Genomic DNA, 19,069 nt, shown 5'->3' with positions numbered 1-19,069 from the left:
ACCAACCGACCTCCCTTTCAGAACTCGTCGAGCGTTCGGTTCGCGTCGTCGCCGACCAGCTGATCCGCCAGCTCCTCCGCGTGCTCCCCGCCGAGCGCCGCCTTGACGAGCAGCCGACCGACGAAGGACGGACTGACGACGACGTCCGCGCCCGCTCGCCGCAGTTTCTCCACGTTCTCGCGCTGGGTCGCGCCCGCGACGATGCGAACGTCGGGATTCAACTGCCGAGCGGTTAGCACCGCGAGCGCGTCCTCGGCGTCGTCGTCGGTCGCGACGAGCACCGACCGCGCCCGTTCGACGCCGACGCGCCGGAGCAACTCCTCGTCGCTCGGGTCGCCGTGGAGCACGTTTCGCCTTTTGTCCCGCAGTTTACTCGCGAGGTCGGCGTCGTCGACGACGAGCACGTACTCGGTTCGGCCGCCGAGTTCGTCGATGATCGATTCGGTGAGCAGTTGCCCGTATCCGAGCACGAGTAGGTGGTTCTCCATGAGTTCGACGTTGGTGTCGGTGGTTTTGCCGAGGGCGCTGGCGAATCTGTTTTCGACGATGGGCGTGAACAGCACGCCCAACGCGACCGCGAAGCTGCCGGTGCCGAGCACGATGACGGTCATTCCGAACGCCTTCGCGATAGGTGTTCTCGGATGAATGCCGCCGTATCCGACCGTACTCGCGGTGGTGACGGTGAAGTAGAAGGCGTCGAACAGCGTGTCGAGACGCCGGAACTGGCTCCGAAGCGCATACGCTCCGACCGTCCCGTACAACTGCGCCCCGATGACGGCGGACGCGGCGGCGAGCTGCGCCGCCGTCAGCGCGAGGGGGCGCTCGAACCGTCGGCGCGCTCCGAACAGTGCGGGGAGGGTGACGAGGGAGACGGCGATGAGCGGTAGTGAGTACGGCGACGACTGCAGCAGACCGTGGATCGCGGCGAGCGGAACCAGCGCGGCGCTCGCGTACCAGGCGGTTCGAAGGCCCCGTCGGAGACCGACGGCGGAAACGAGCAGCAGGAATCCGACGATGGTGCCGGTGAACGACGCCGTCGTCCGAACCGGATTGGGAACTACGCCGCCGAACAACCCACCGCCGCTGGTGGTGGTAGCAGTCGCCACCACCCCGGTGGCGATGGAGAGCAGCGCGACGCCGATCGTCAGCCACGCGACGATGCGCGCCGAGACGGCCCCCTCCCGCACACCCCATTCCATACGACCGCTCTGCTACGCCGCGAATGATAAGTCAGGTGGCCGATCGATCCGCGGCGGGCGAATTTTGGAGAACCGCTCGTCGTCGGGGACGTCACCGTGACTGACGTTCCCCCCAGCGCGGGGGTCGGTACGTCTTTGTGATTGCCACGTCTGCTCGGTGTATGGGTTACTCGCTTCCGGTCGAACTGCTCCTCGGCCTGTATCTCGGAGCGCTCACCGGCGTCGTTCCGGCGCTCGTCGCGTGGAGCCTCGGGTTCGTGTTCCGGTACGTGACCGGCGTCTCGCTTCCGGGGTTCGCCGTCGTGGTGCTCGGGGTCGCCATCGCGGGCGTGCAGGGCGGGCTGCTCGGCTTGCTGGAACCCCCCGTAGTCAACTCCCCCATCGTCGTCGTCGGGGTCATCGTCGTGATGCTAGCGACGCAGTACGCCCACGCGAAAGGGGACGCGATGGGCGCGTCGTTCCCTCGCCGTATCGGTCTTCGACGACTGCGAGAGCACCGCCTTTCGAGCGACGTGATCGAGCGAGTCGGGCGGTTCGGACGAGTTCGCGTCACCGTCGCGGGTGAAATCGGAGATATCGAAGGCTACCCGCCGTTGTCGGACGATCTGCGAGCGAAACTGCGCGAGGAGGAGTGGACGTTTCCCGCCGACCTCCCGCTTCGGGAGTTGGAGTCGCGGTTGGCTGACCGTCTCAGAACCGAACACGACTTCGCGGACGTGACCGTCGAAATCGACGCGACGGGAACGGCGACGGTGAGCGCCGCACCGCCGGAAGGATCGCTCTCCCGTCGGATTCCGTCGAATCGACGGGCGGTGTCGGTCGATACGCTCGTGCCGACCGGTCTCGCCCGAGGCGACGAGGTCGCATTCACGGTCGCCGACGACGAGGTGACCGGAACCGTCCTGAGCGCGAAGACCGACAGCGAATCGACCGACGACGAGACGGCTGGCGACGGCGAGTCGGTTTCGCGCGCGCCGACGACGACCGGGGGGGACGGACGCGTGACGGTTTCGGTGCCGAGAGCCGACGCGACGGAACTCCTCGAAGACGAGCCGCTGAAGTTGCGAGTTCGCTCGCGCGGACGGCGTTCCGAGTTCCAACTCGTCAACCTGCTCAAGCAGGCGGGCCAGCAGTTCAGGCGGATGTCGATACGTGCGGGGAGCGACCTCGACGGAGCGACGCTCGGCGAGACGCGCGTTCGAGACAGCTACGGCGTGGCGATACTCGCGGTTGAGCGAGACGACGACTGGACGGTCGCGCCGCACGGAACGACCGTGCTCGCCGACGGCGACGACCTGTACGTTGCGGGACCTCGAACCGCGCTGGAGCGGTTTTCGGAGGCGGTCGGATGATACAACAACTCCCTCCGATTCCGGTCGATGCGCTCGCTCGCATCGTCGGTCTCGCCGTCCTCTCGGGGGCGGTCGCGGGTACGGTCGCCTTCGTCCATCGCTGGTACGCCCGCGAACGGGTGCCGACCGGACTCACCGTGCTCGTCGGGGTCGGTGCGGTCGGCATAGCGACCGGCACATGGAAGACGCTCCAACTGTACCTCCCCCCCGGAAATGAAGAAGTGCTGACGCTGTCGAACGCGGCGGAAACCGTGGTCTCGTTCGTCCTCGCGGGACTCACCGCCATCGTCGGCGCACGAATCGGCGATCGATTGACGACCAACGTGGCGGCGCTTTCGGGGGTGACGAAGCTCGACGACGACGTGAGCCGAATCGTGGGTGCGGTGGGGCGCGTCGTCGCGATCACGCTTCCGGAGACCATCCATGACATCGACGGACACGACGCCGTCTCCTCGGAGACGAAGGACGAACTGGCCGGTTCGACGTTCCTGTTCCCGCGGGGGCTGACCGTCGCCGAACTCAAGGAGCGTCTCGTCGCCCGACTCAGGGACGACCACGGCGTCGGCTACGTGGACATCGACCTCGCCGCCGACGGAACCATCGAGTATCTCGCACTCGGGAGTCGCGTCGCCGGTCTCGGACCGATGCTCGCGCCGGGAACGGTCGCGGTCGTGCTTCGAGCTGATCCGGCGTTCAGCGCGGGCGTCGGCGATGCGGTCGCCGTTTGGCGACGAGACGAAGACGGTGCCGAGCGCGTCACGACCGGCGAACTCCGAGGCGTCACGGAAGACGTGGTGACGGTGGCGGTGGACGCGACCGAAGCGGAGAAACTCGACGCGACGGAGCGGTATCGGCTGGTGACGCTCCCGACGCGAGACCGACCGGAGCGCGAGTTCGCCACCCGGTTGCGGGCCGCCGACGAGACCATGGGCGTGGTGACGGTCGCACCGGGAAGCGATCTCGTCGGGGTTCCCGTCGGCAGTCTCGACGCGACCGTGGTCGCGGTTCGCCCCGAGTCCGGCCCCGTGGAACCGCTTCCCCTTCGTTCGCGAAAGTTCGCGGAAAGCGACACCCTCTACGTCGTCGCCCGGCCGAGTCTCCTCCGACGAATCGAACGGGCGGCGGACGACCGAGCGGGCGAACCCGCACGAGCATTTAAGTAGGATACCGAAACCAAAATCGGGCGATGGTCGCCCCGATGCTGACGTTCGTCGTGCGGTTCGTCCGCTCAATAGCGAAGGCGGTACCGAACGCCACCCTCCGAGAGAGAAAGCCACTTCCCGCACCCACCCGTCACGGCAACTATGCAGTGGAAACTCTTCGCGGATCTCGCCGAACTCGCCGGGAACAAGACGGTGTCCGTGGACGCCGAACCGGGCGACACCGTGGGCGACGCCTTGGACGCGCTCCTCGAACCGCGTCCGGAACTCGAAGATCGCGTGCTCGACGAGGATGGCCACCTCCGCGACCACATCAACGTCCTCCGAAGCGGGACAAACGTCTTCACCGAAAACGGGCTGGAGACGAAGCTGGAATCGGGCGACGAACTCGCGCTCTTCCCGCCCGTGAGTGGAGGCTGAGCCGTGCGCGTCCTCCTGACGAACGACGATGGCACGGACGAACCCGGCATCGACGCGCTCTACGACGAACTCTCGACCATCGCCGACGTGACGGTCGTCGCTCCCGCCGACGACCAGAGCGGCGTCGGACGCACGAACTCGCACAACGTCGAGGTGGACGACCACGACCGCGGACTCGTCGTCCATGGAACGCCCTGCGACTGCGTCGCAGTCGGACTCCGCGCGCTCGAAGCGAACCCGGACGTGGTCGTCGCGGGGTGCAACGCCGGGCCGAATTTCGGGGCGCACAAACTCGACCGCTCAGGAACCGTCGGCGCCGCGAAGGAGGCCGTCTTCCTCGACGTACCCGGTATAGCGGTTTCCGCGTACGACCCCGCCGTCGGCGGCTTACGGGCGTTCGAGCGAGAGGATTTCGAGCAAGCGGCGCGAGTCACGCGCCATCTCGTCGCGCACGCCGACGCTCTCGGCTCCGGTACGTTCCTGAACGTCAACGCTCCGACGGTCGAGGAGACGCCGCCGATTCGAGTAACGCGCCCGGTACGCGACTTCGACGTTCGAATCGAGGAGAGTGACGACGGACTCGAACTGATAGACCGGTTCTACGACCCGCTCAAACGGAATCGTCCCGAAGAGTTGGACGACCCAGTTGGAACCGACCGCCGAGCGCTCGCCGACGGCGAAATCAGCGTATCGGCGCTCGGTATCGGGCACGAGACGCGCCAGCGAGACTTCCTGACTACCGTCGCCGACGAGTTCGCGTAGCCGAGTCGTTTGCTTTCCTTTTCAAACAGAATGACCTCGCCGATTCGAACTTAGTTTCGGATGAAAACTGTGACGCCCGACGAGCGATCGTTCGACGAGTTCCTTCCAGGAGGTGAGGCTGACGAACGACTGTCGATCCACGAGCGGCTGAGCCAGTGGTTTCTCCTTCGTGGCACGCGCGTCTCGGTCTCCGTGCTCCTGTTGACCGGCGTACTCGCCGCCCTGTTACTGCTGTCGGTGGTTCGACCGGTGGATATGCACAGACTGCTGTCGGAGACGAACACGGTGCAGTCGATGTTCAACACGCTGTTGAGCGGTATCATCCTGCTCGTCTCCATCGTCGTCTCCATCAACTCCATCGTCTTCTCCCAAGAGATAACCGACATCCAGAACCAGCGCGAGCGCATCGACGCCTCGATACAGTACCGCGGCCGCATCGAGGAGTTCCTCGAATCGAACGTCAGCCCCGCCCGTCCCGCGGAGTTCCTGCGGGTCATTCTCCAAGTCATCGATCGACAGACGACGGCGCTGGCCAACATCGCCTCCAAGAGCGACGACGACGAGTTCCGCGAGGAGGCGGAGACGTTCTCCGACCGAGTGACCGCCGACGCCGAGTGCGCCGGGGAGACGCTGTCGAACGCCGAGTTCGGCACGTTCAGGGTGTTGCTCGCCGGACTGAACTACGACTACTCGCGCCAACTTAACGCCGCGCGACGGTTCAAGCGCAAGTACGAACACAGTCTCGCCGACGACGAGCGAGAGGCGATAAATGATCTCATCGACACGCTGAAGTTCTTCGCCACCGGCCGCGAATACTTCAAGTCGCTGTACTACAAGCGCGAACTCGCGCGCCTCTCCAGTCGCCTGCTGTACGTCTCGTTACCGACTATCGTCTTCTCCTCATACGTCCTGCTGGCGCTGGATACGAGTATTTTCCCGGCGACGTCGGTGTTCGGTATCTCGCCGCTGTTGCTGTTCGTCAGCGTTTCTTACACTATCGCGCTCGCACCGTACATCATCCTCACCGCGTACGTTATCCGAGCAGTGGCGGTGACGCTCAACACGCTCGCCGCCGGTCCGTTCATCCTCCAGCGGGGCGCGAATATCGACGAGTTCGATTGGAGCGAGAACGCGACGGGCGATTGGAATGTCACCCAACCGAAGAAAAGACACTCCGACGACTGACGTCAGTCCGCCGCGGTGAGGTCGGCTCCGAGCACGAAATCGGGTTCGTCCGCGACCGGGACGCGGCAGTAGGCCGCGTCGCTGACGCACCGGGGCGTCTCGGGAATCAGGACGCGCGTTCGGTCGGCACCACGTCTCCCGGCGTCGCGGGCGATGGCGGCAAACAGCGACCGTGCAGCGTCGGCGTCCGCCCACGCGCCGACGCCGTACTCGACCCACGTCCGTTTCTCGCTGTCCTCGTTCTCGCGTTCGTACTCGCGGAGCGCGAAGGAGAACCCGCGCGTTCCGCCGCCCTGCACGACGAACAGGTCGCCGTCCGCGGCGGTGCGGTGGAGGTCGTCGCGGGTGAGTTCGGAGAGCGCCCACGACTCCGCGACGTCGAGCGCGAGGCCGCGGAGATGGGCACGGGCGTCGCTTCCGCTCCAGTAGCGCCACGCGGCGTCCGCGTCGGCGGTCACCGCCATCGCGGGGGTAGCGTCGGGGTCAGGGTCGGGGTGCGCCCACCGGAACTCGGTGGTGGGGTCGTAGCCGACTGCCCGCGACTGGCCGAGTCCGGCAACGTTCCACGAGAACACCATGTTACGGAAGACGGTCGCTCCCTGCCCGCGCGCCCAGTCGAACAGGTCGTGGGTCATGTCGGTGGCGACGCCGCGCCCGCGAAAGTCGGGATTGACGCGCATCCCCTGGCCCCACGCCTCCCACTCGGAGAGCATGACCGCCTGCACGATTCCGGCGATATCGTCGCCCGCGGCGGCGACCACGGTCCGATTTCCGTCGCCCTCTATCCAGTCGTGGTAGACGTACGGGATGTAGTCGCCGCCGTCGCGGTCGGGCCACGTGTTCTCGGTGAACGCGGCGACGGCCTCGTAATCGTCGTGGGTGGCTTCCCGAAGTTCGATTTCGGTTACTCCCATGGCACCGACCGTTCGGAGATCTCGCCCGCGAGGGGTTCTCGCATCGTCGTCGCGGGGTCGGCGCTGTTCGCCAGCGCCCACATCAGTTTCACTTTGGCGGTGCCGGGGAGCGTGTCCTCGCCCTCCACGACGCCCGCGTCGAGCAGGTCGCGTCCGGTGTCGTAGACGCGGTCGCAGACGCGCCCCTCGATGCACTGGCTGGTCATGACGACGGTGGTTCCGGCGTCGATCAGTTCCGCGATGCGGTCGACCCAGTCCGAGTGGACGTGGCCTAGCCCTGTTCCTTCGAGAACGAGACCGGCCTTCCCGTCGGCGAGGTCGAGCGCCTTGACGCCCATGCCGGGCGTGAACTTCAGCAGTTCGACCTCGCTTTCGAGGTCGTCCGCGAGCGCGAGTTCTCGTACGCCGCGTTCGGCGTGCTCGCGTCGAAACGTTACGTCTCCGGTGTCGTAGTCCACCTCGCCGAGCGGTTTCGCGCCGACGGTCTCGAAGGCGTTCCGGCGCGACGTGTGATTCTTGCGGACGCGCGTGCCGCGGTGGAGCGCGCAAACGTCGTCGCTCTCGGAGGCGTGCATACAGACCAGCACCTCGGAACAGTCGGATTTCGCGGCTTCCACGGCGCAGACCGCGTTCATCACGTTGTCCGATGACGGGCGGTCGGCGGATCGCTGGCTGCCCGTGAAGACGACGGGAACCGGCGTGTCGAGCATGAACGAGAGCGCGGCGGCGGTGAACTGCATCGTGTCGGTGCCGTGCATGACGACGACGCCGTCCGCGCCGTTCTCGATCTCGTTGTGGACGGCGCGGGCCAACTCCCGCCACACGTCCGGCGTCATGTTCTCCGAGAGGATGTTGGCGACGACTCGGCCGCGATAGTTCGCCTGGCCTGCGAGATCCGGCACCGCACGGAGCACGTCTTCGGTGTCGAACTGCGCGGTCACCGCGCCGGTTCGGTAGTCAACGGTCGAAGCGATGGTTCCCCCCGTGCTAATGAGCGAGACGGTCGGAAGATTCGGGTCGAACTCGACGACGGACGAGTCGCCCGTCTCCCCGTCTTCGATGTCGTAGACCGACGATTCGAGCACGTCCACGTCGGCGGCGTCGCGGTCGATACCGACGTTGTATCCGCCGTCGAGTTTGACGACGAGGTTGTCCGCCGTCGTGGAGGGCAACAGTACTCCCTCGTACGTCTGGTCGGCCCGCTCGACGCGGACGCGGTCTCCGGAATTCATGCTTCGAGGTTACGCAGCGTTCGACTTGAATCCACTCGTTTCGGGGAAAGGCACATTATCGCAGGGCGTCAACTCCGAGTCATGACCCAGCGCACCCGGACGCGCGAGACGAGCGACGACCTTTCGGACGTGCTCGGCGACTCCGAGAAGGTGCAGCAGGCGGGCGGGGGCGAGAGCTACCGGAGTCGCGCAAAGAAACGAGCGGTCGAGTTCTTCTCCCCGCGCTACTTCCTGCTGGCCACGGTGGTGCTGACGATAGCAATGTTCGTCGGCGGGACGGTGCCCTTCGTGGACAAATTCGGCGGACTCGTCGCGCTGTTCGCCGCGTCGTTCGTCCTCGGCGTGGTGACGGGAGATTCGCGCATCCTCGAAACCGCGACTGGGGGGGCGGTCGCGGCCGGATTAGCCTTCCTCCTGGGGAACCTCGCGCTGCTGGCAGTCGACGGGACCCTCTTCGCGGCGGTCGGCCTCGGCGCGGGTTTTCTGGTGGCCGGTCTCAGCGCGTACTTCGGCGGCGACCTGCGCGACGGCCTGACCCGCGACCTCTAACCCGCGACCGCTACTTTGCGACCGTTGTACCGACACCGCTAACCGGATAGCGTCCAGCGGTCGTCCTCTCGTTCGACGATGCCCCGTTCGGCCATGCTCATGAGATGTGCCTCGACAACGTGTCCGGGGGCGTCGGCTTTCTGACTCACTTCCGAAACCGTCTCCGCGCCCGCCGCGAGTGCGGCCAAGATTTCGGCGCGGATGCGGTTTTCGCCAGTTCCGTCCACCGCCTCGCTCATCGTATCGAGGACGGAGGTTATCTGCCCGTGAACCCATCGCTGTGCGAGCGAGAGTTCGCTTTTCAGCTCCTCCAAGCAGTTGAGTTCTTCCGCGAGGTCGGCGATCTGTCCCGCTTTCACGTCGCTCACCTGCTCGTCACCCGTGTCCCGCTCACCGCTGTCGCGGCTGTACTGCATGTCGAGCGAGAGGTATTGGCACGTGCTCACGTCGAGATTGGCGCTTGCCGGGTAGGCGCTTTTCATGCCGAACTCGTAGGGAGAAACGTCGACTTCCAGTCGGAGGTTCCGCGAGATATGGAAATACTTGCGGCGCTGGTCGTCAGTCCGACTCTCGACTAACCCCGCTTCTTCCAACTTCCGGAGGTGGTCGATGACCGCCTTCGGACTGACACCAAGATACTCGCTTATCTCCGTGACGTAGCAGGGTTTGTGCGAGAGGAGTCGCAGAATTCGTCTGCGATTTTCATTCCCGAGGATATCGAGCAGCGCAGCGGAGTCCATTCACGTCAGTGACTTGGTAACGCGAACGGAAAAGGGTGTCTCTCGGTGCGAGACGCTACTCCCGATTCGAGTTAGTGGATTATCGCCAGGTCGTCGCCGAGCAGTCTGCTGCCGTTTCCGTCGCCGTTTCCGACGGTCGAGTTGTTTTCGTCGCCGTTTCCGACGGTCGAGTTGTTTTCGTCGCCGTTTCCGACGGTCGAGTTGTTTTCGTCGCCGTTTCCGACGGTCGAGTTGTTTTCGTCGCCGATGCCGATAGTGGAGTTGTTGCCGCTACCGTTCCCGATGGTGGAGTTGTTTCCATTTCCGATACCGATGGTAGAGTTGTTGCCGTTTCCGATGCCGGGGACAGTACCGTTTCCACTCCCGTTACCGACGCCCGGCCTCTGCGTCGAGTTGTTCTCGCCGGATGTGGAGACGCTGTTGAGCGAGCGAGCGACCTCCGCGACCTCGGGCCCACCGACAGTGTCCGCCTGCTTGTCGAGCTGTTGGAGGTCTTCGACGCCCGTTTCGACCGTCCTGGCGCGAGACTTCGTTGTGTTGATGGAGTGTTCGAGCGAGCGAATCTGGCCGATGACCTCGCTCATCTTGGCCTGATACTGGAGCTGGCTGATTTCGCCGCTCTTTCGTTTTTCGACGAGGGTCTGCTTGCGCTGGTGGAGCGAGTTGAGTCGAGTCCGTATATCGTCGACTTGGTGTCTAACGAGTTCCTTTTTAGCGGACTCGTTTTCCGTGCTGTTAAATCGGGCAGTCCACAGGCCGGTGTCGATCGTTCCTTTGGTCTGTGACGTGCTGACCTGCATGAACGACGAAATCTCGGCACCGAGCGACACGTTGGAGGTAGAGACGTTTTCCTCGTTCTGGAAGACGCTAGAGGATACGTCCGCCGGGGTGGTCGGTGTCGGTGCGGCGGCGGTCGGCACCGAGACGGCGAACCCACAGAGAGTGAGTATCGCCAACAGGACGGCTCGAAGGGAATGCATCGGTTCTAAGTACCGACCCCTTCCTTAAAAAGACGACAATTCGTTCGTTCTGTTCACGAATCGAAACGAGTGAACGAGAGACGAAGAGAGTGTTTAAAAGCCCGTCAGGCACGTTCTAATCGCTCGAACGTGCGGGAAGCTGCGAAAACCGACATGAACGAAAGTGCAACTGTTGCGAGGGGGAGGAGGAGGCCGGGTTCGTAGCGAAGCGGGGGATGGAATCCGAATCCGTAATCGAGAACGTCGCTCGCCAGCGCCACCGCGAGCGCCGCGACCAGTGCCCCTCTGGTTGTTCGCCCGTAGTTTGGGATGAGGTACGCTTCGGCTACGAACGCGATGTGCGTGACAATGATTCCCCAGTAGTCCCAGACGGCGGTTGGCTCCCACGGCGGGCCGAAATACGCCGAAAAACCGAGATTGAGCGCGACGAACGTCCAGATTCCGAACTTCACCAGCCAGACGAACGCGAACGTGTGGAGGTAGGCGAGCGGAAGGTTCTGCGGTGCCTCGGAGAGTCGGTTACCGAGATTGGGGAGAAGCGTCACGAGCGAGGCGGCTACGAGCGCGAGCGCGGTCGGCGAATCGGCGTACAGCGGCCAGAGGAACGTCGGCACCTCGGGCATCGACTCGACATAGAACCGGATACCGACGAGGATGGCGGCGCTGTTGACGACGAGCAACCAGACTAGACTCGGGGCGTTTTCGAGATAGTAGCGCGCGTACTGCTCCGGTATTTCCATGTCATCTCCGCGTAGGGAACGATTAAAAGGACTGCTGTCGCCCACCCATCCTTGCAACGGATGGAACGGTTTATGTGTGACTTTGAACTTCGATATAAGTGTTTTGCGTAATAGCTATATATTTATTACTCTGTGGGTGGTATTGACACTCATGTTCGAGACGTTTTCCAGCGGCTACTATCTCGGACGGCTGTTCGTCGAACCGCACGAAGGCGACCACGCCGTCATGTCTCAGGACGACCACGAGCGCGTGAATCAAGCACTGTACGCCACCGGGGAAGGGGTAGAGCGGCTCGACTGGCCGCTCGTGATGAAGATAGAGCAGCAGCACTTCTCGGTTCACGGGGACGAGCGAGTTCCCGACCGCACGCTCGCGGTTCCCGACTCCTTGCTCGAAAACACCCGCATCGAGAACCCGCCGGAGTTAAAGGAGGTGCTGCTGGCGAAAGCCGACCGCGCCGAACAACTCATGGGGTTTCAGCGTGACCAGCCGGAGTTCGGAACCGGCGGAGCGGTCTGAGTCGGCGGTGGCGGCGCGTCAAGTCATCACTTACGGCGTTTAGTAGGATATTAAACGGGGTCGTCGTCCTAGTTCCCGCGGCCTTGCATCTTCTCGTCGTCTGGTAGGTCGACGTTGGCCTCGCCCTTCATGCCCGCGCCGATGTCCTTGCTGATGTCGGCGAGTCGCTCGGGGTCGTCCCAGTTGTTCGTCGCCTCGACGATGGCGTTCGCCATCACTTTTGGGCTCTCCGCGCCGAAGATGCCGGAGCCGACGAAGATGCCGTCACAGCCGTGGTGCATCATCAGCGCCGCGTCGGCTGGCGTGGCGATGCCGCCCGCCGCGAAGTTCACGACCGGGAGGCGACCCGCCTCGGCGGTCTCGTGGACGAGGTCGGCGGGAGCTTCGAGTTCGCGGGCGAGCAGCTCACGCTCCTCGTGGGTCTTGCCCGCGAGCTCTCGAATCGCGCCCTTGATGGTGCGCTGGTGGTGGACGGCCTGATTCACGTCGCCCGTGCCGGCCTCGCCCTTCGTTCGGATCATCGCCGCGCCCTCGTTGATTCGGCGGAGGGCTTCGCCGAGGTTGCGCGCGCCGCAGACGAACGGAGCGGTGAACTCGCGCTTGTCGATGTGGTACTTGTCGTCCGCCGGGGTGAGCACTTCCGACTCGTCGATCATGTCCACGCCGATGGATTCGAGGATCTGGGCCTCCGTCGTGTGCCCGATCCGCGCCTTGCCCATCACCGGAATGGACACCTCGTCGATTATCTCCTCCACGTCGGCGGGGTCGGCCATTCGCGCCACGCCGCCGCGCTTTCGGATGTCTGCCGGGACGGCTTCGAGCGCCATGACGGCCACCGCGCCCGCGTCCTCCGCGATCCGGGCCTGCTCGGGGTTCACCACGTCCATGATGACGCCGCCTTTCTGCATGCGTGCGAAGCCGCGCTTGACCAGTTCCGTTCCGCGCTTCAGTTCCTCGATGTCTGTCGCTTCGGCCATGGGTGTTCTTTCCAAAGCCGAGACTTAAGGCGTACCGATTGTGGTCCGACGTGACCAATCGAAGCCTCTTTGCTCCGACCGTTCTTCGCCGTGAACATGACCGACCTCCCGCCCCGCGAGGACTTGCCGTGGTACGTCGCGCCGCTTCCGCGGTGGCTGGAGGATTTCGGCTTGCGGATGGCGTGGGCCATAGTCACCATCAACCTCATCGGCACCGCGTTCGGCTTCTGGTACTACGGCTTCCACCCCTTCCCGTTCTCCGATCCGCTGATAACGTGGCAGTTCGCGGTCGAACCACCCGCGATGTGGGCGTTCGTACCCGACAGTCCGGTTGCGACGCTGTTCATCGCGCTCTCGCTCGGGCTGTGGAAACTCGGTCGGAACGCCGAGTGGGTGAACGCTCTCGCCTTCTTCGGCTGCATCAAACTCGGCGCGTGGACGCCCTACGTGCTGGCCGCCTTCTTCTCGGGATTCATCGGCGTCGGCTGGCCGATGTACGCCTTCCTGTTCGGCAGTCACCTCGCCATGGTCGCGGAGGCGTTTCTCGTCCACCGCTACAGCGAGTTCCCGGTCGGGGCGGTGTTCGTCGCCGTCCTCTGGTACGGCCTGAACGACCTCGTGGACTACTTCGTCCCTCTCGTCGGCACGCCTCACCATACTGCGCTTCCCGCGCAAGAGGGGCTGGCGATGGGGTTCAGCCACCCCTCGCCAGTCCACGAAATCGCGGCGGCGGGCGCGGTAACGCTCACCCTACTGGCGACGTTTCTGGCGCTCTCGACGCGGGTGAAGAAGCTGGAACTCGGAACCGGTCGCTGATCACTCCCCGTTCGTGTGCGACCGAACCCACAGCTCCCCGATGCGGGAGAGCCGCGTCCGGTAGGATTTGCCGTGCTCTTCCTGTTCGATGTACCCCTTCCCGCCCGGTCCCAACCTATCGACGTTGTAGATGACCTTCGACCGGAAGCTGTCGGTGTACTCTTCATTCAGGTCGCGGGCCAGCGCCTGCGCGAGTTCGCTCACGCTCTCGAACTCGCCGTGCTCGCCCAGGGTGAAGAGGATAAGTTCCTCGAACGGTTTGACGTTCGAGAAGGAGGCGACGGGGAGTTCCACGATGTGACCGCTACCGATCCGCTTCGCACCGATGGTCGTCCCGCGTTCGTCGAACTCCGAGAGCAGGTCGCGGGCGCTTTCGAGGCGGGCTTCGATTCGCTCCTCGTCCACGTCGCCGTCGAGCACGGACGCGAGCAGGTTCATCTGCTCTCGCAGTTCCTCGGCGAGTTCGGTTTCGAGATACTTCTCCGGGGCGGTGTAGTAGGTGTGTATCTTCTCGCGGTCGGCCTGTCGCTCGACCATGATGGAGTGGGCCGCGGTGGCGAAAGCGAAACTCACCGTCCGGGGCATCGCGCTGACGTTCACCCAGACCTCGCCGCCGGCGTCGAGTTCGGCGTTGATCCGGTCGTAGGCTTGCTCGAACGCGACGTCGTAGTCGTACACGTCCTCGATGACGACGCGCTCCGTCTCCGCACCCAACAGATTTTCGAAATCCTTGCCGAGTTTGCGGGAGAGATTGCGGGAGTACTCGACGTTCGCCTCGCTGCCGACCGCCCCCTCCAACAGGATGACGCGGTCGACGTCGAGTTGGTCGCGCACGAGGGGCGCGATGAGCCGGTCGTAGTCGAAGCCGACCGGGACGATGTGCGTCTGCATGGACGTGGTTTCTCGCGAAACGGTTTTAAAGTCGTCGTCAACGGGTTTAGCGAGATCGAGGAGGTGCTTTTTTAGATGGAATTGGCCACTCGGACAGGATAGAAGAGTTGGAAGTGTTATCCCAGAAAGCCCCGGACGCTCGCCCCGCCGGGCCGGACTCGCTATGCTCGTCGGTCGTCACTCACTCCGTTCACGGCGATCTCGTTACGCGCTTCAGTCGCTTCGTTCCTTCCAGTGCTTACGTCGTCCGGGCAGGAGCGACCGACCGGCCCCTTTCAGTCCATCTAAACCGCGAGTGCCGCCACAGCCACAGGCCTCCCCAGCCGATTCCCTCACTCACTACGTTCGTTCAGTCATCCCTCGCGTGACTGCCAGCCAGACTCCTGGACGTGAAGTCCTCGGGCCTGCCGGCGCACGCGCCGAGGGCTTTCGAGGACAGCTTAACTGAGACTGCTCGTTCGTCTCGGAAACCACCAAAAATAACACGTCCCACGCTAGTCGGCTTGGAGGTCGAAGTACAGGTTCGTCTCCTCGGCTGGCGCGGGCGAGGTCACGGCCGAAACCGACACCGTCAGCACCAGTCCGAGAAGCATCCCGACGATAGCGGCCGTCCACCCGGCGTAGGTGTCCGGCACGGACGTCAGGAAGACGCTCGAGAGGTAGAACACCTGACTGCCGACGATTCCGGCGAACATCCCGGCCCGCGTCACGCGCGACCAGTAGAGCGCGACGATGACGGGGAGCGCGAGTTGGGCGAATCCGCTGAACGCGGTCGAACCGATATCGACGAGCGTGCGGGGCGAGTAGAGGCTGGCGACGAACGCGGCGACGGCGAAGACCGCGACGCCGATTCGCCCGAGCACGTCCTCCCGGCGGTCGCTCGCGTCGGGGTTGCGGAAGGGGCGGTAGAGGTCGCGGGTGAAGTAGGACGACCCTGACAGGAGCATCGAATCGCTGGAGGACATCATCGCGGCCATCGCCCCCGCGACGACCAGCGCGGCGAACCACGCCGGGGCGTACTCCGCGAGGAGGATGGAGAGGACGTTGCCGTTCTCCGGCACGTCGATTGGGAGGCCGCGCGCCCACGCGCCGAGCATGAACGCCGGGACGAACAGCAGGACGACGAGGACGGGCCACAGCGAAAAGGTGCGCTTTAGCACCTTCTTCGACCCCGCGACGAAAAACCGCTGGTTCACTTGGGGAAACATCGCCACGCCGAAGGCGATGCCGATGGCCTGCGAGAGCATCCATTGCGGGGAGTAGAGGCCCCCGCCGAGCGAGAGGAATTCGGGGTTCGATTCGGCGAGTTTCGCCGTCGCCGCACCCATCCCGCCCAACTCGGCCAGCACCCAGAGCACGGCCGCCCAGACCATGACCAGCATGAACGCGCCCTGCAAGGTGTCCGTCCATGCGATGCCGCGCATTCCGGCGAGGACGACGTAGGCGATCATGAACACCGTGATGAGGCCTGCACCTGCGGCGTATGAGAGTTCGCCCCCGGTCAAGGCTTCCAGCGCGGTTCCGGCCCCGACTTGTTGGAGCATCACGTAGGGGAACAGCCAGAAGAGGCTGATTCCGGCGACGAGTCCGCGGAGCACGGGCGAACCGAAACGGTCGCCGAGCATTTCGCCGAGGGTGACGTAGCCGTGCTCCCGGCCGAGGAGCCACTGTTTGTAACCGACGACGTACCACAGCACGGCGAAGAGGACGCCGTCCATCAGCCCCATGACCAGAATCCACTCCGGGCCGGAACCGTAGGCGAGGTTCGGCCCGCCGAAGAACGTGAACGCCGACAGCAGGGTCGCAAACGTCGTGAACAGCAGGACAACGGTACCGAGCGTCCGACTGGCGAGGTAATAATCCTCCGCGCTTCGGTCTGTCAGTCGGTACGCCAGCAGGCCGACGAGCAACGACAGCAGGAGGTAGCCTCCGACGATGCCCATCTGCAGCGTCGTCTCGTTCATGCTCCCTCCTCGATGCCGAGCCCCCACGCTCGATTCGCAAATACGCTGAAGACGAGCGCCACGAGCGCCATCCAGCCAACGTGCCACCAGAGCCACACCGGCAGTCCGTATGCGACCTGCCCGTCACCCCAGAGGAACCACGGTATCGTGAGCGCGATGAGCGCCGCGAACACGACCGTCCAGCCGATTCGTGCGAAGTCGTCCATCATCGTTTCCACGTCATCTTCACGACGTGATAAGAGTTGCCAATCGTATCCAAATTCGATATTCGAAGAAAATTCGTCTTCAAAATCTCGATCTGCTCGTCTATCGTCACGTATCGTGCCTCTTCTCCCGAAATACGGGCGTTCCCGAGTTCCCCGCATCCTCGTAGCCCAGCGTCCGGAGCAGGGACACCAGTTGTCCGATCGAGTACGATTCGCGGTCGGTGATAGGGACGTCGCCGCCGGCGCGTACCGCGAGTTCGGAGAGCGAGACCTCCCCCTCGAACTCGGTCAGCGCGTCTTCGACCGCGGCGTCGTGGTCGCTCGGCCAGCGGTCGTCGAGTCTCCCCTCGACCCGGCGAGCCATGTCGTCGTACGTCTTCTTCCCGGACTGCTCGGGGTCGCGGACGGTTCGGACGTACGCGAGCATCCGGCGGTTCTCTTCGACCGCTTCGTCCCAGTGTTCGACCGCCCACACTGCGAGGTCGGCAAGTTCGCCGATACCCCCCGCGAGTCGGTAGTCGCCGGGGATGCAGTCGAACACCCACGGTTCGGCCCGGACGACGAGCACCTGTCCGGACGCGGCCTGCTCGAACCACGTCCGGGCCAGCGTCTCGTACTCGGTCGCCGAAACCGTCAGGTCGCCCCGACGAAGCGCGTCCTCGAACGTCTGGCGGGACGCTTCGGAGTGCGCTTCCACCCACGGCAGTTCGGCGTACTCGTCGGGGATGTGACCCATGCTCGTCATCAGCGTTCTGATGCCGAACTCCTCGTGGAGGCGTTCGGCGATGTCCATAATGAGTCCCGTCTGCTTTTTCTCCCACACTGACCCGGCGACGTGGAACCATTCGGGGCGCTCGCTGTACGATTCCTCGAAGTGGTCGAAATCGATGGGACTCCAAGTCTGTACCGCGTCGTCCAGCGCGGCGTCCAGGACGCCTTCGTCCAGGAACTCCCGACCGTATTCGCGCATGCCGTCGGCGTCCACGCTCGCTTTGAACCACATCCCGTCGCCGAGCACCGCTTCCGCGATCTCGGTCTGACGCTGAACGCGATTGCGCCACCCGGTGCTGGCGTACTTGAACGGAAGTTGCAGGTCGTGGACGTTCGTGATGACCGAGAACGGTTCGACCGCGTCCGCCGGATGCCCGTCGAGCGCGAGGAGCCACTTGGTGAGGTCGGCCCTCCCCCGGCGCAGCTGGTCGACGACGATATCCACGTAGCCGAACCGGTCGTAGATGGCTTCCTTCAACGCGTACAGTTGCTCCTTGCTGTATCCGCTCTCCGTGAAGATACCTTCGTGCTCCGCCCCGTGCATGAACGGCTCGGCTTCCACGAGCGTCACCCGTTCGCGGTCGGCGAGCACGTACCCGGGGTCGTAGTTCGCGTCCCTTGGCGACGGGAGCAGCCAGTAGACGTGCAAGCGCGGGTCGATGTCGAGCCACTGCTCGACCCAGACGACGGCGTCGTTTACCGTACCGTTCGCCGTCAGTTCGTCCGGGCGATACAGTTCGGGGACGATGAGGACGCGCATTACCGACGATTGTTCGACGGAGACCTTAGTTCTGGTCGGCGAAAACCGCTTTACCCGTGGTGGTCTCAGACGCATCCATGCGCACCGCAATCCAACTCTACACGCTCCGCGAACTGGACGACTCGCTCCCCGACCTTCTCGCGCGCGTCGGCGAGACGGCGTTCGACGGCGTGGAGTTTGCGGGATTGGGAGACACAGACCATGCAGACGTGGCGGACGCGCTCGACGCCGCGGGACTCGCCGCCGCTGCGGCGCACGTCTCGTTCGACGAACTCGAAGCCGACCCGGTGGGCATGGTCGAGACGTACCGAACGCTCGGCTGTGACACGCTGGTCGTCCCCTATCTCGACGAGTCGCACTTCGACAGCGAAGCGTCGGCCCGCGAGACCGCCCGCCGACTGAACGAACTCTCCGCGCGGGTCGAGCGTCACGGGGCGACGCTCTGCTATCACAACCACGACCACGAGTTCGTCGACGCGGGCGACCGGGCGGGTTTCGACGCCTTCGTTGCGGAGTCGGTGGTGGGAATCGAACTCGACGTGGGGTGGGTCGTCGCCGCGGGACGCGACCCGCTTTCGCTGCTCGACTGCCTCGAAGGACGGGTCCCGTTGGTGCACCTGAAAGACACCGCCGCCGGAAAGTCGGTCGAACTCGACAAGGGCGACGTGGACGTGGAAGCGTGCGCGAACGCGGCCCGCGATGCCGGGGCGGAGTGGCTGGTGTACGAACACGACGACCCGGACGACCCGCGGGCGTCGCTTCGACACGGCGCGAACCGACTCGCGGAACTCGTCGAACGACGATAGCCGTCGTCGGTCGGCGTCGTATCACCCCTCATTTCACCGACCGTTTCCCGGCAGAATTTGGCGGCAGAACGTGGGTGACGACAGCTATTTGGGTATTCGAGCGCCAAGAATAGACGTATCCATGA

The 19,069-nt window shown here is 64.4% G+C and carries 20 protein-coding genes; 9 read left to right on the top strand and 11 right to left on the bottom strand.

The genetic code is table 11. The features are described from left to right. Positions 1-17: 17 nt before the first annotated feature. Complete coding sequence (locus LIW51_RS13815) at positions 18-1,199, bottom strand: NAD-binding protein (protein ID WP_227374689.1); 1,182 nt, start codon at positions 1,197-1,199, stop codon at positions 18-20. Between the two features lie 161 nt (positions 1,200-1,360). Here LIW51_RS13815 and LIW51_RS13810 point away from each other — a divergent pair, with 161 nt between their 5' ends. The 5 genes from LIW51_RS13810 to LIW51_RS13790 all read left to right on the top strand — a co-directional run bounded on the left by LIW51_RS13810 (position 1,361) and on the right by LIW51_RS13790 (position 6,078). Beyond that, positions 1,361-2,551 carry a potassium channel family protein gene (locus LIW51_RS13810; RefSeq protein ID WP_227374688.1) on the top strand — a complete coding sequence of 397 codons (1,191 nt, stop codon included), beginning with the start codon at positions 1,361-1,363 and terminating at the stop codon, positions 2,549-2,551. Continuing rightward, entirely contained in the window at positions 2,548-3,714 is a 1,167-nt protein-coding gene (locus tag LIW51_RS13805; protein ID WP_227374687.1) for a DUF8167 domain-containing protein, read from the top strand. The genes LIW51_RS13810 and LIW51_RS13805 overlap by 4 nt, the downstream gene beginning before the upstream one ends. A 141-nt stretch (positions 3,715-3,855) precedes the next feature. After that, on the top strand, positions 3,856-4,131 hold the full coding sequence (locus tag LIW51_RS13800) for a ubiquitin-like small modifier protein 1 (RefSeq protein WP_227374686.1): 276 nt from the start codon (positions 3,856-3,858) through the stop codon (positions 4,129-4,131). 3 nt (positions 4,132-4,134) lie between these two features. Continuing rightward, a complete protein-coding gene (surE, locus tag LIW51_RS13795; protein ID WP_227374685.1) occupies positions 4,135-4,893 on the top strand; it encodes a 5'/3'-nucleotidase SurE in 759 nt (252 codons plus the stop codon). Between the two features lie 60 nt (positions 4,894-4,953). After that, positions 4,954-6,078 (top strand): DUF7972 family membrane protein, encoded by a 1,125-nt coding sequence (locus tag LIW51_RS13790; RefSeq protein WP_227374684.1) that lies wholly within the window; start codon positions 4,954-4,956, stop codon positions 6,076-6,078. A gap of 2 nt (positions 6,079-6,080) precedes the next feature. On the opposite strand, the gene LIW51_RS13785 is transcribed toward LIW51_RS13790, so the two are convergent. Together LIW51_RS13785 and gatD are read right to left on the bottom strand one after the other, a co-directional pair. Beyond that, the gene (locus LIW51_RS13785) at positions 6,081-6,992 is read right to left on the bottom strand and encodes a GNAT family N-acetyltransferase (RefSeq protein ID WP_227374683.1); all 912 of its coding nucleotides are present in this window, start codon (positions 6,990-6,992) and stop codon (positions 6,081-6,083) included. Next, complete coding sequence (gatD, locus tag LIW51_RS13780; RefSeq protein WP_227374682.1) at positions 6,983-8,224, bottom strand: Glu-tRNA(Gln) amidotransferase subunit GatD; 1,242 nt, start codon at positions 8,222-8,224, stop codon at positions 6,983-6,985. Before gatD ends, LIW51_RS13785 begins: the two co-directional genes overlap by 10 nt. Positions 8,225-8,305: 81 nt before the next feature. Here gatD and LIW51_RS13775 point away from each other — a divergent pair, with 81 nt between their 5' ends. Further along, complete coding sequence (locus LIW51_RS13775; RefSeq protein WP_227374681.1) at positions 8,306-8,773, top strand: DUF8526 domain-containing protein; 468 nt, start codon at positions 8,306-8,308, stop codon at positions 8,771-8,773. 38 nt (positions 8,774-8,811) lie between these two features. Here LIW51_RS13775 and LIW51_RS13770 read toward each other — a convergent pair whose 3' ends face one another. The 3 genes from LIW51_RS13770 to LIW51_RS13760 all read right to left on the bottom strand — a co-directional run bounded on the left by LIW51_RS13770 (position 8,812) and on the right by LIW51_RS13760 (position 11,233). After that, positions 8,812-9,513 (bottom strand): ArsR/SmtB family transcription factor, encoded by a 702-nt coding sequence (locus LIW51_RS13770; RefSeq protein WP_227374680.1) that lies wholly within the window; start codon positions 9,511-9,513, stop codon positions 8,812-8,814. A 71-nt stretch (positions 9,514-9,584) separates the two neighbouring features. Then, the gene (locus tag LIW51_RS13765; protein WP_227374679.1) at positions 9,585-10,493 is read right to left on the bottom strand and encodes a hypothetical protein; all 909 of its coding nucleotides are present in this window, start codon (positions 10,491-10,493) and stop codon (positions 9,585-9,587) included. 104 nt (positions 10,494-10,597) lie between these two features. Beyond that, positions 10,598-11,233, bottom strand: coding sequence for a DUF1405 domain-containing protein (locus tag LIW51_RS13760; RefSeq protein WP_227374678.1), 636 nt, complete (start codon positions 11,231-11,233; stop codon positions 10,598-10,600). A gap of 151 nt (positions 11,234-11,384) precedes the next feature. On the opposite strand from LIW51_RS13760, the gene LIW51_RS13755 reads away from it, so the two are divergent. After that, positions 11,385-11,753, top strand: a complete 369-nt coding sequence (locus LIW51_RS13755) for a DUF5802 family protein (RefSeq protein ID WP_227374677.1) — start codon at positions 11,385-11,387, stop codon at positions 11,751-11,753. Between the two features lie 68 nt (positions 11,754-11,821). On the opposite strand, the gene pdxS is transcribed toward LIW51_RS13755, so the two are convergent. Further along, positions 11,822-12,730: a pyridoxal 5'-phosphate synthase lyase subunit PdxS gene (gene pdxS / locus LIW51_RS13750; RefSeq protein ID WP_227374676.1), complete on the bottom strand. Its 909-nt coding sequence runs from the start codon at positions 12,728-12,730 to the stop codon at positions 11,822-11,824. 96 nt (positions 12,731-12,826) lie between these two features. Here pdxS and LIW51_RS13745 point away from each other — a divergent pair, with 96 nt between their 5' ends. Beyond that, positions 12,827-13,546: a DUF1405 domain-containing protein gene (locus LIW51_RS13745; protein ID WP_227374675.1), complete on the top strand. Its 720-nt coding sequence runs from the start codon at positions 12,827-12,829 to the stop codon at positions 13,544-13,546. Here the strand turns inward: LIW51_RS13745 and LIW51_RS13740 are convergent, their stop codons facing one another. The 4 genes from LIW51_RS13740 to LIW51_RS13725 all read right to left on the bottom strand — a co-directional run bounded on the left by LIW51_RS13740 (position 13,547) and on the right by LIW51_RS13725 (position 18,138). Beyond that, a complete protein-coding gene (locus LIW51_RS13740) occupies positions 13,547-14,437 on the bottom strand; it encodes an HFX_2341 family transcriptional regulator (protein WP_227374674.1) in 891 nt (296 codons plus the stop codon). Positions 14,438-14,931: 494 nt separating this feature from the next. Further along, complete coding sequence (locus tag LIW51_RS13735) at positions 14,932-16,401, bottom strand: sodium:solute symporter family protein (RefSeq protein ID WP_227374673.1); 1,470 nt, start codon at positions 16,399-16,401, stop codon at positions 14,932-14,934. Beyond that, positions 16,398-16,610: a DUF3311 domain-containing protein gene (locus tag LIW51_RS13730; protein ID WP_368411740.1), complete on the bottom strand. Its 213-nt coding sequence runs from the start codon at positions 16,608-16,610 to the stop codon at positions 16,398-16,400. The genes LIW51_RS13735 and LIW51_RS13730 overlap by 4 nt, the downstream gene beginning before the upstream one ends. Positions 16,611-16,713: 103 nt before the next feature. Then, positions 16,714-18,138: a hypothetical protein gene (locus tag LIW51_RS13725; protein WP_227374672.1), complete on the bottom strand. Its 1,425-nt coding sequence runs from the start codon at positions 18,136-18,138 to the stop codon at positions 16,714-16,716. 77 nt (positions 18,139-18,215) lie between these two features. On the opposite strand from LIW51_RS13725, the gene LIW51_RS13720 reads away from it, so the two are divergent. Then, positions 18,216-18,944 (top strand): sugar phosphate isomerase/epimerase family protein, encoded by a 729-nt coding sequence (locus LIW51_RS13720; RefSeq protein WP_227374671.1) that lies wholly within the window; start codon positions 18,216-18,218, stop codon positions 18,942-18,944. Positions 18,945-19,069: the final 125 nt, after the last annotated feature.

This window comes from Haladaptatus halobius, assembly GCF_020618475.1.
Classification (GTDB): domain Archaea; phylum Halobacteriota; class Halobacteria; order Halobacteriales; family Haladaptataceae; genus Haladaptatus; species Haladaptatus halobius.
The sequence above is the reverse complement of the archived record's forward strand: the minus strand, read 5'-3'. Positions and strand labels throughout refer to the sequence as shown.

What these genes read in the sequence shown, in the direction of transcription:
- LIW51_RS13815 (WP_227374689.1), bottom strand. Translation starts at nt 1,199, where the DNA reads ATGGAATGGGGTGTGCGGGAGGGGGCCGTCTCGGCGCGCATCGTCGCG.
- LIW51_RS13810 (WP_227374688.1), top strand. Translation starts at nt 1,361, where the DNA reads ATGGGTTACTCGCTTCCGGTCGAACTGCTCCTCGGCCTGTATCTCGGA.
- LIW51_RS13805 (WP_227374687.1), top strand. Translation starts at nt 2,548, where the DNA reads ATGATACAACAACTCCCTCCGATTCCGGTCGATGCGCTCGCTCGCATC.
- LIW51_RS13800 (WP_227374686.1), top strand. Translation starts at nt 3,856, where the DNA reads ATGCAGTGGAAACTCTTCGCGGATCTCGCCGAACTCGCCGGGAACAAG.
- LIW51_RS13790 (WP_227374684.1), top strand. Translation starts at nt 4,954, where the DNA reads ATGAAAACTGTGACGCCCGACGAGCGATCGTTCGACGAGTTCCTTCCA.
- LIW51_RS13785 (WP_227374683.1), bottom strand. Translation starts at nt 6,992, where the DNA reads ATGGGAGTAACCGAAATCGAACTTCGGGAAGCCACCCACGACGATTAC.
- gatD (WP_227374682.1), bottom strand. Translation starts at nt 8,224, where the DNA reads ATGAATTCCGGAGACCGCGTCCGCGTCGAGCGGGCCGACCAGACGTAC.
- LIW51_RS13775 (WP_227374681.1), top strand. Translation starts at nt 8,306, where the DNA reads ATGACCCAGCGCACCCGGACGCGCGAGACGAGCGACGACCTTTCGGAC.
- LIW51_RS13770 (WP_227374680.1), bottom strand. Translation starts at nt 9,513, where the DNA reads ATGGACTCCGCTGCGCTGCTCGATATCCTCGGGAATGAAAATCGCAGA.
- LIW51_RS13765 (WP_227374679.1), bottom strand. Translation starts at nt 10,493, where the DNA reads ATGCATTCCCTTCGAGCCGTCCTGTTGGCGATACTCACTCTCTGTGGG.
- LIW51_RS13760 (WP_227374678.1), bottom strand. Translation starts at nt 11,233, where the DNA reads ATGGAAATACCGGAGCAGTACGCGCGCTACTATCTCGAAAACGCCCCG.
- LIW51_RS13755 (WP_227374677.1), top strand. Translation starts at nt 11,385, where the DNA reads ATGTTCGAGACGTTTTCCAGCGGCTACTATCTCGGACGGCTGTTCGTC.
- pdxS (WP_227374676.1), bottom strand. Translation starts at nt 12,730, where the DNA reads ATGGCCGAAGCGACAGACATCGAGGAACTGAAGCGCGGAACGGAACTG.
- LIW51_RS13745 (WP_227374675.1), top strand. Translation starts at nt 12,827, where the DNA reads ATGACCGACCTCCCGCCCCGCGAGGACTTGCCGTGGTACGTCGCGCCG.
- LIW51_RS13740 (WP_227374674.1), bottom strand. Translation starts at nt 14,437, where the DNA reads ATGCAGACGCACATCGTCCCGGTCGGCTTCGACTACGACCGGCTCATC.
- LIW51_RS13735 (WP_227374673.1), bottom strand. Translation starts at nt 16,401, where the DNA reads ATGAACGAGACGACGCTGCAGATGGGCATCGTCGGAGGCTACCTCCTG.
- LIW51_RS13730 (WP_368411740.1), bottom strand. Translation starts at nt 16,610, where the DNA reads ATGATGGACGACTTCGCACGAATCGGCTGGACGGTCGTGTTCGCGGCG.
- LIW51_RS13725 (WP_227374672.1), bottom strand. Translation starts at nt 18,138, where the DNA reads ATGCGCGTCCTCATCGTCCCCGAACTGTATCGCCCGGACGAACTGACG.
- LIW51_RS13720 (WP_227374671.1), top strand. Translation starts at nt 18,216, where the DNA reads ATGCGCACCGCAATCCAACTCTACACGCTCCGCGAACTGGACGACTCG.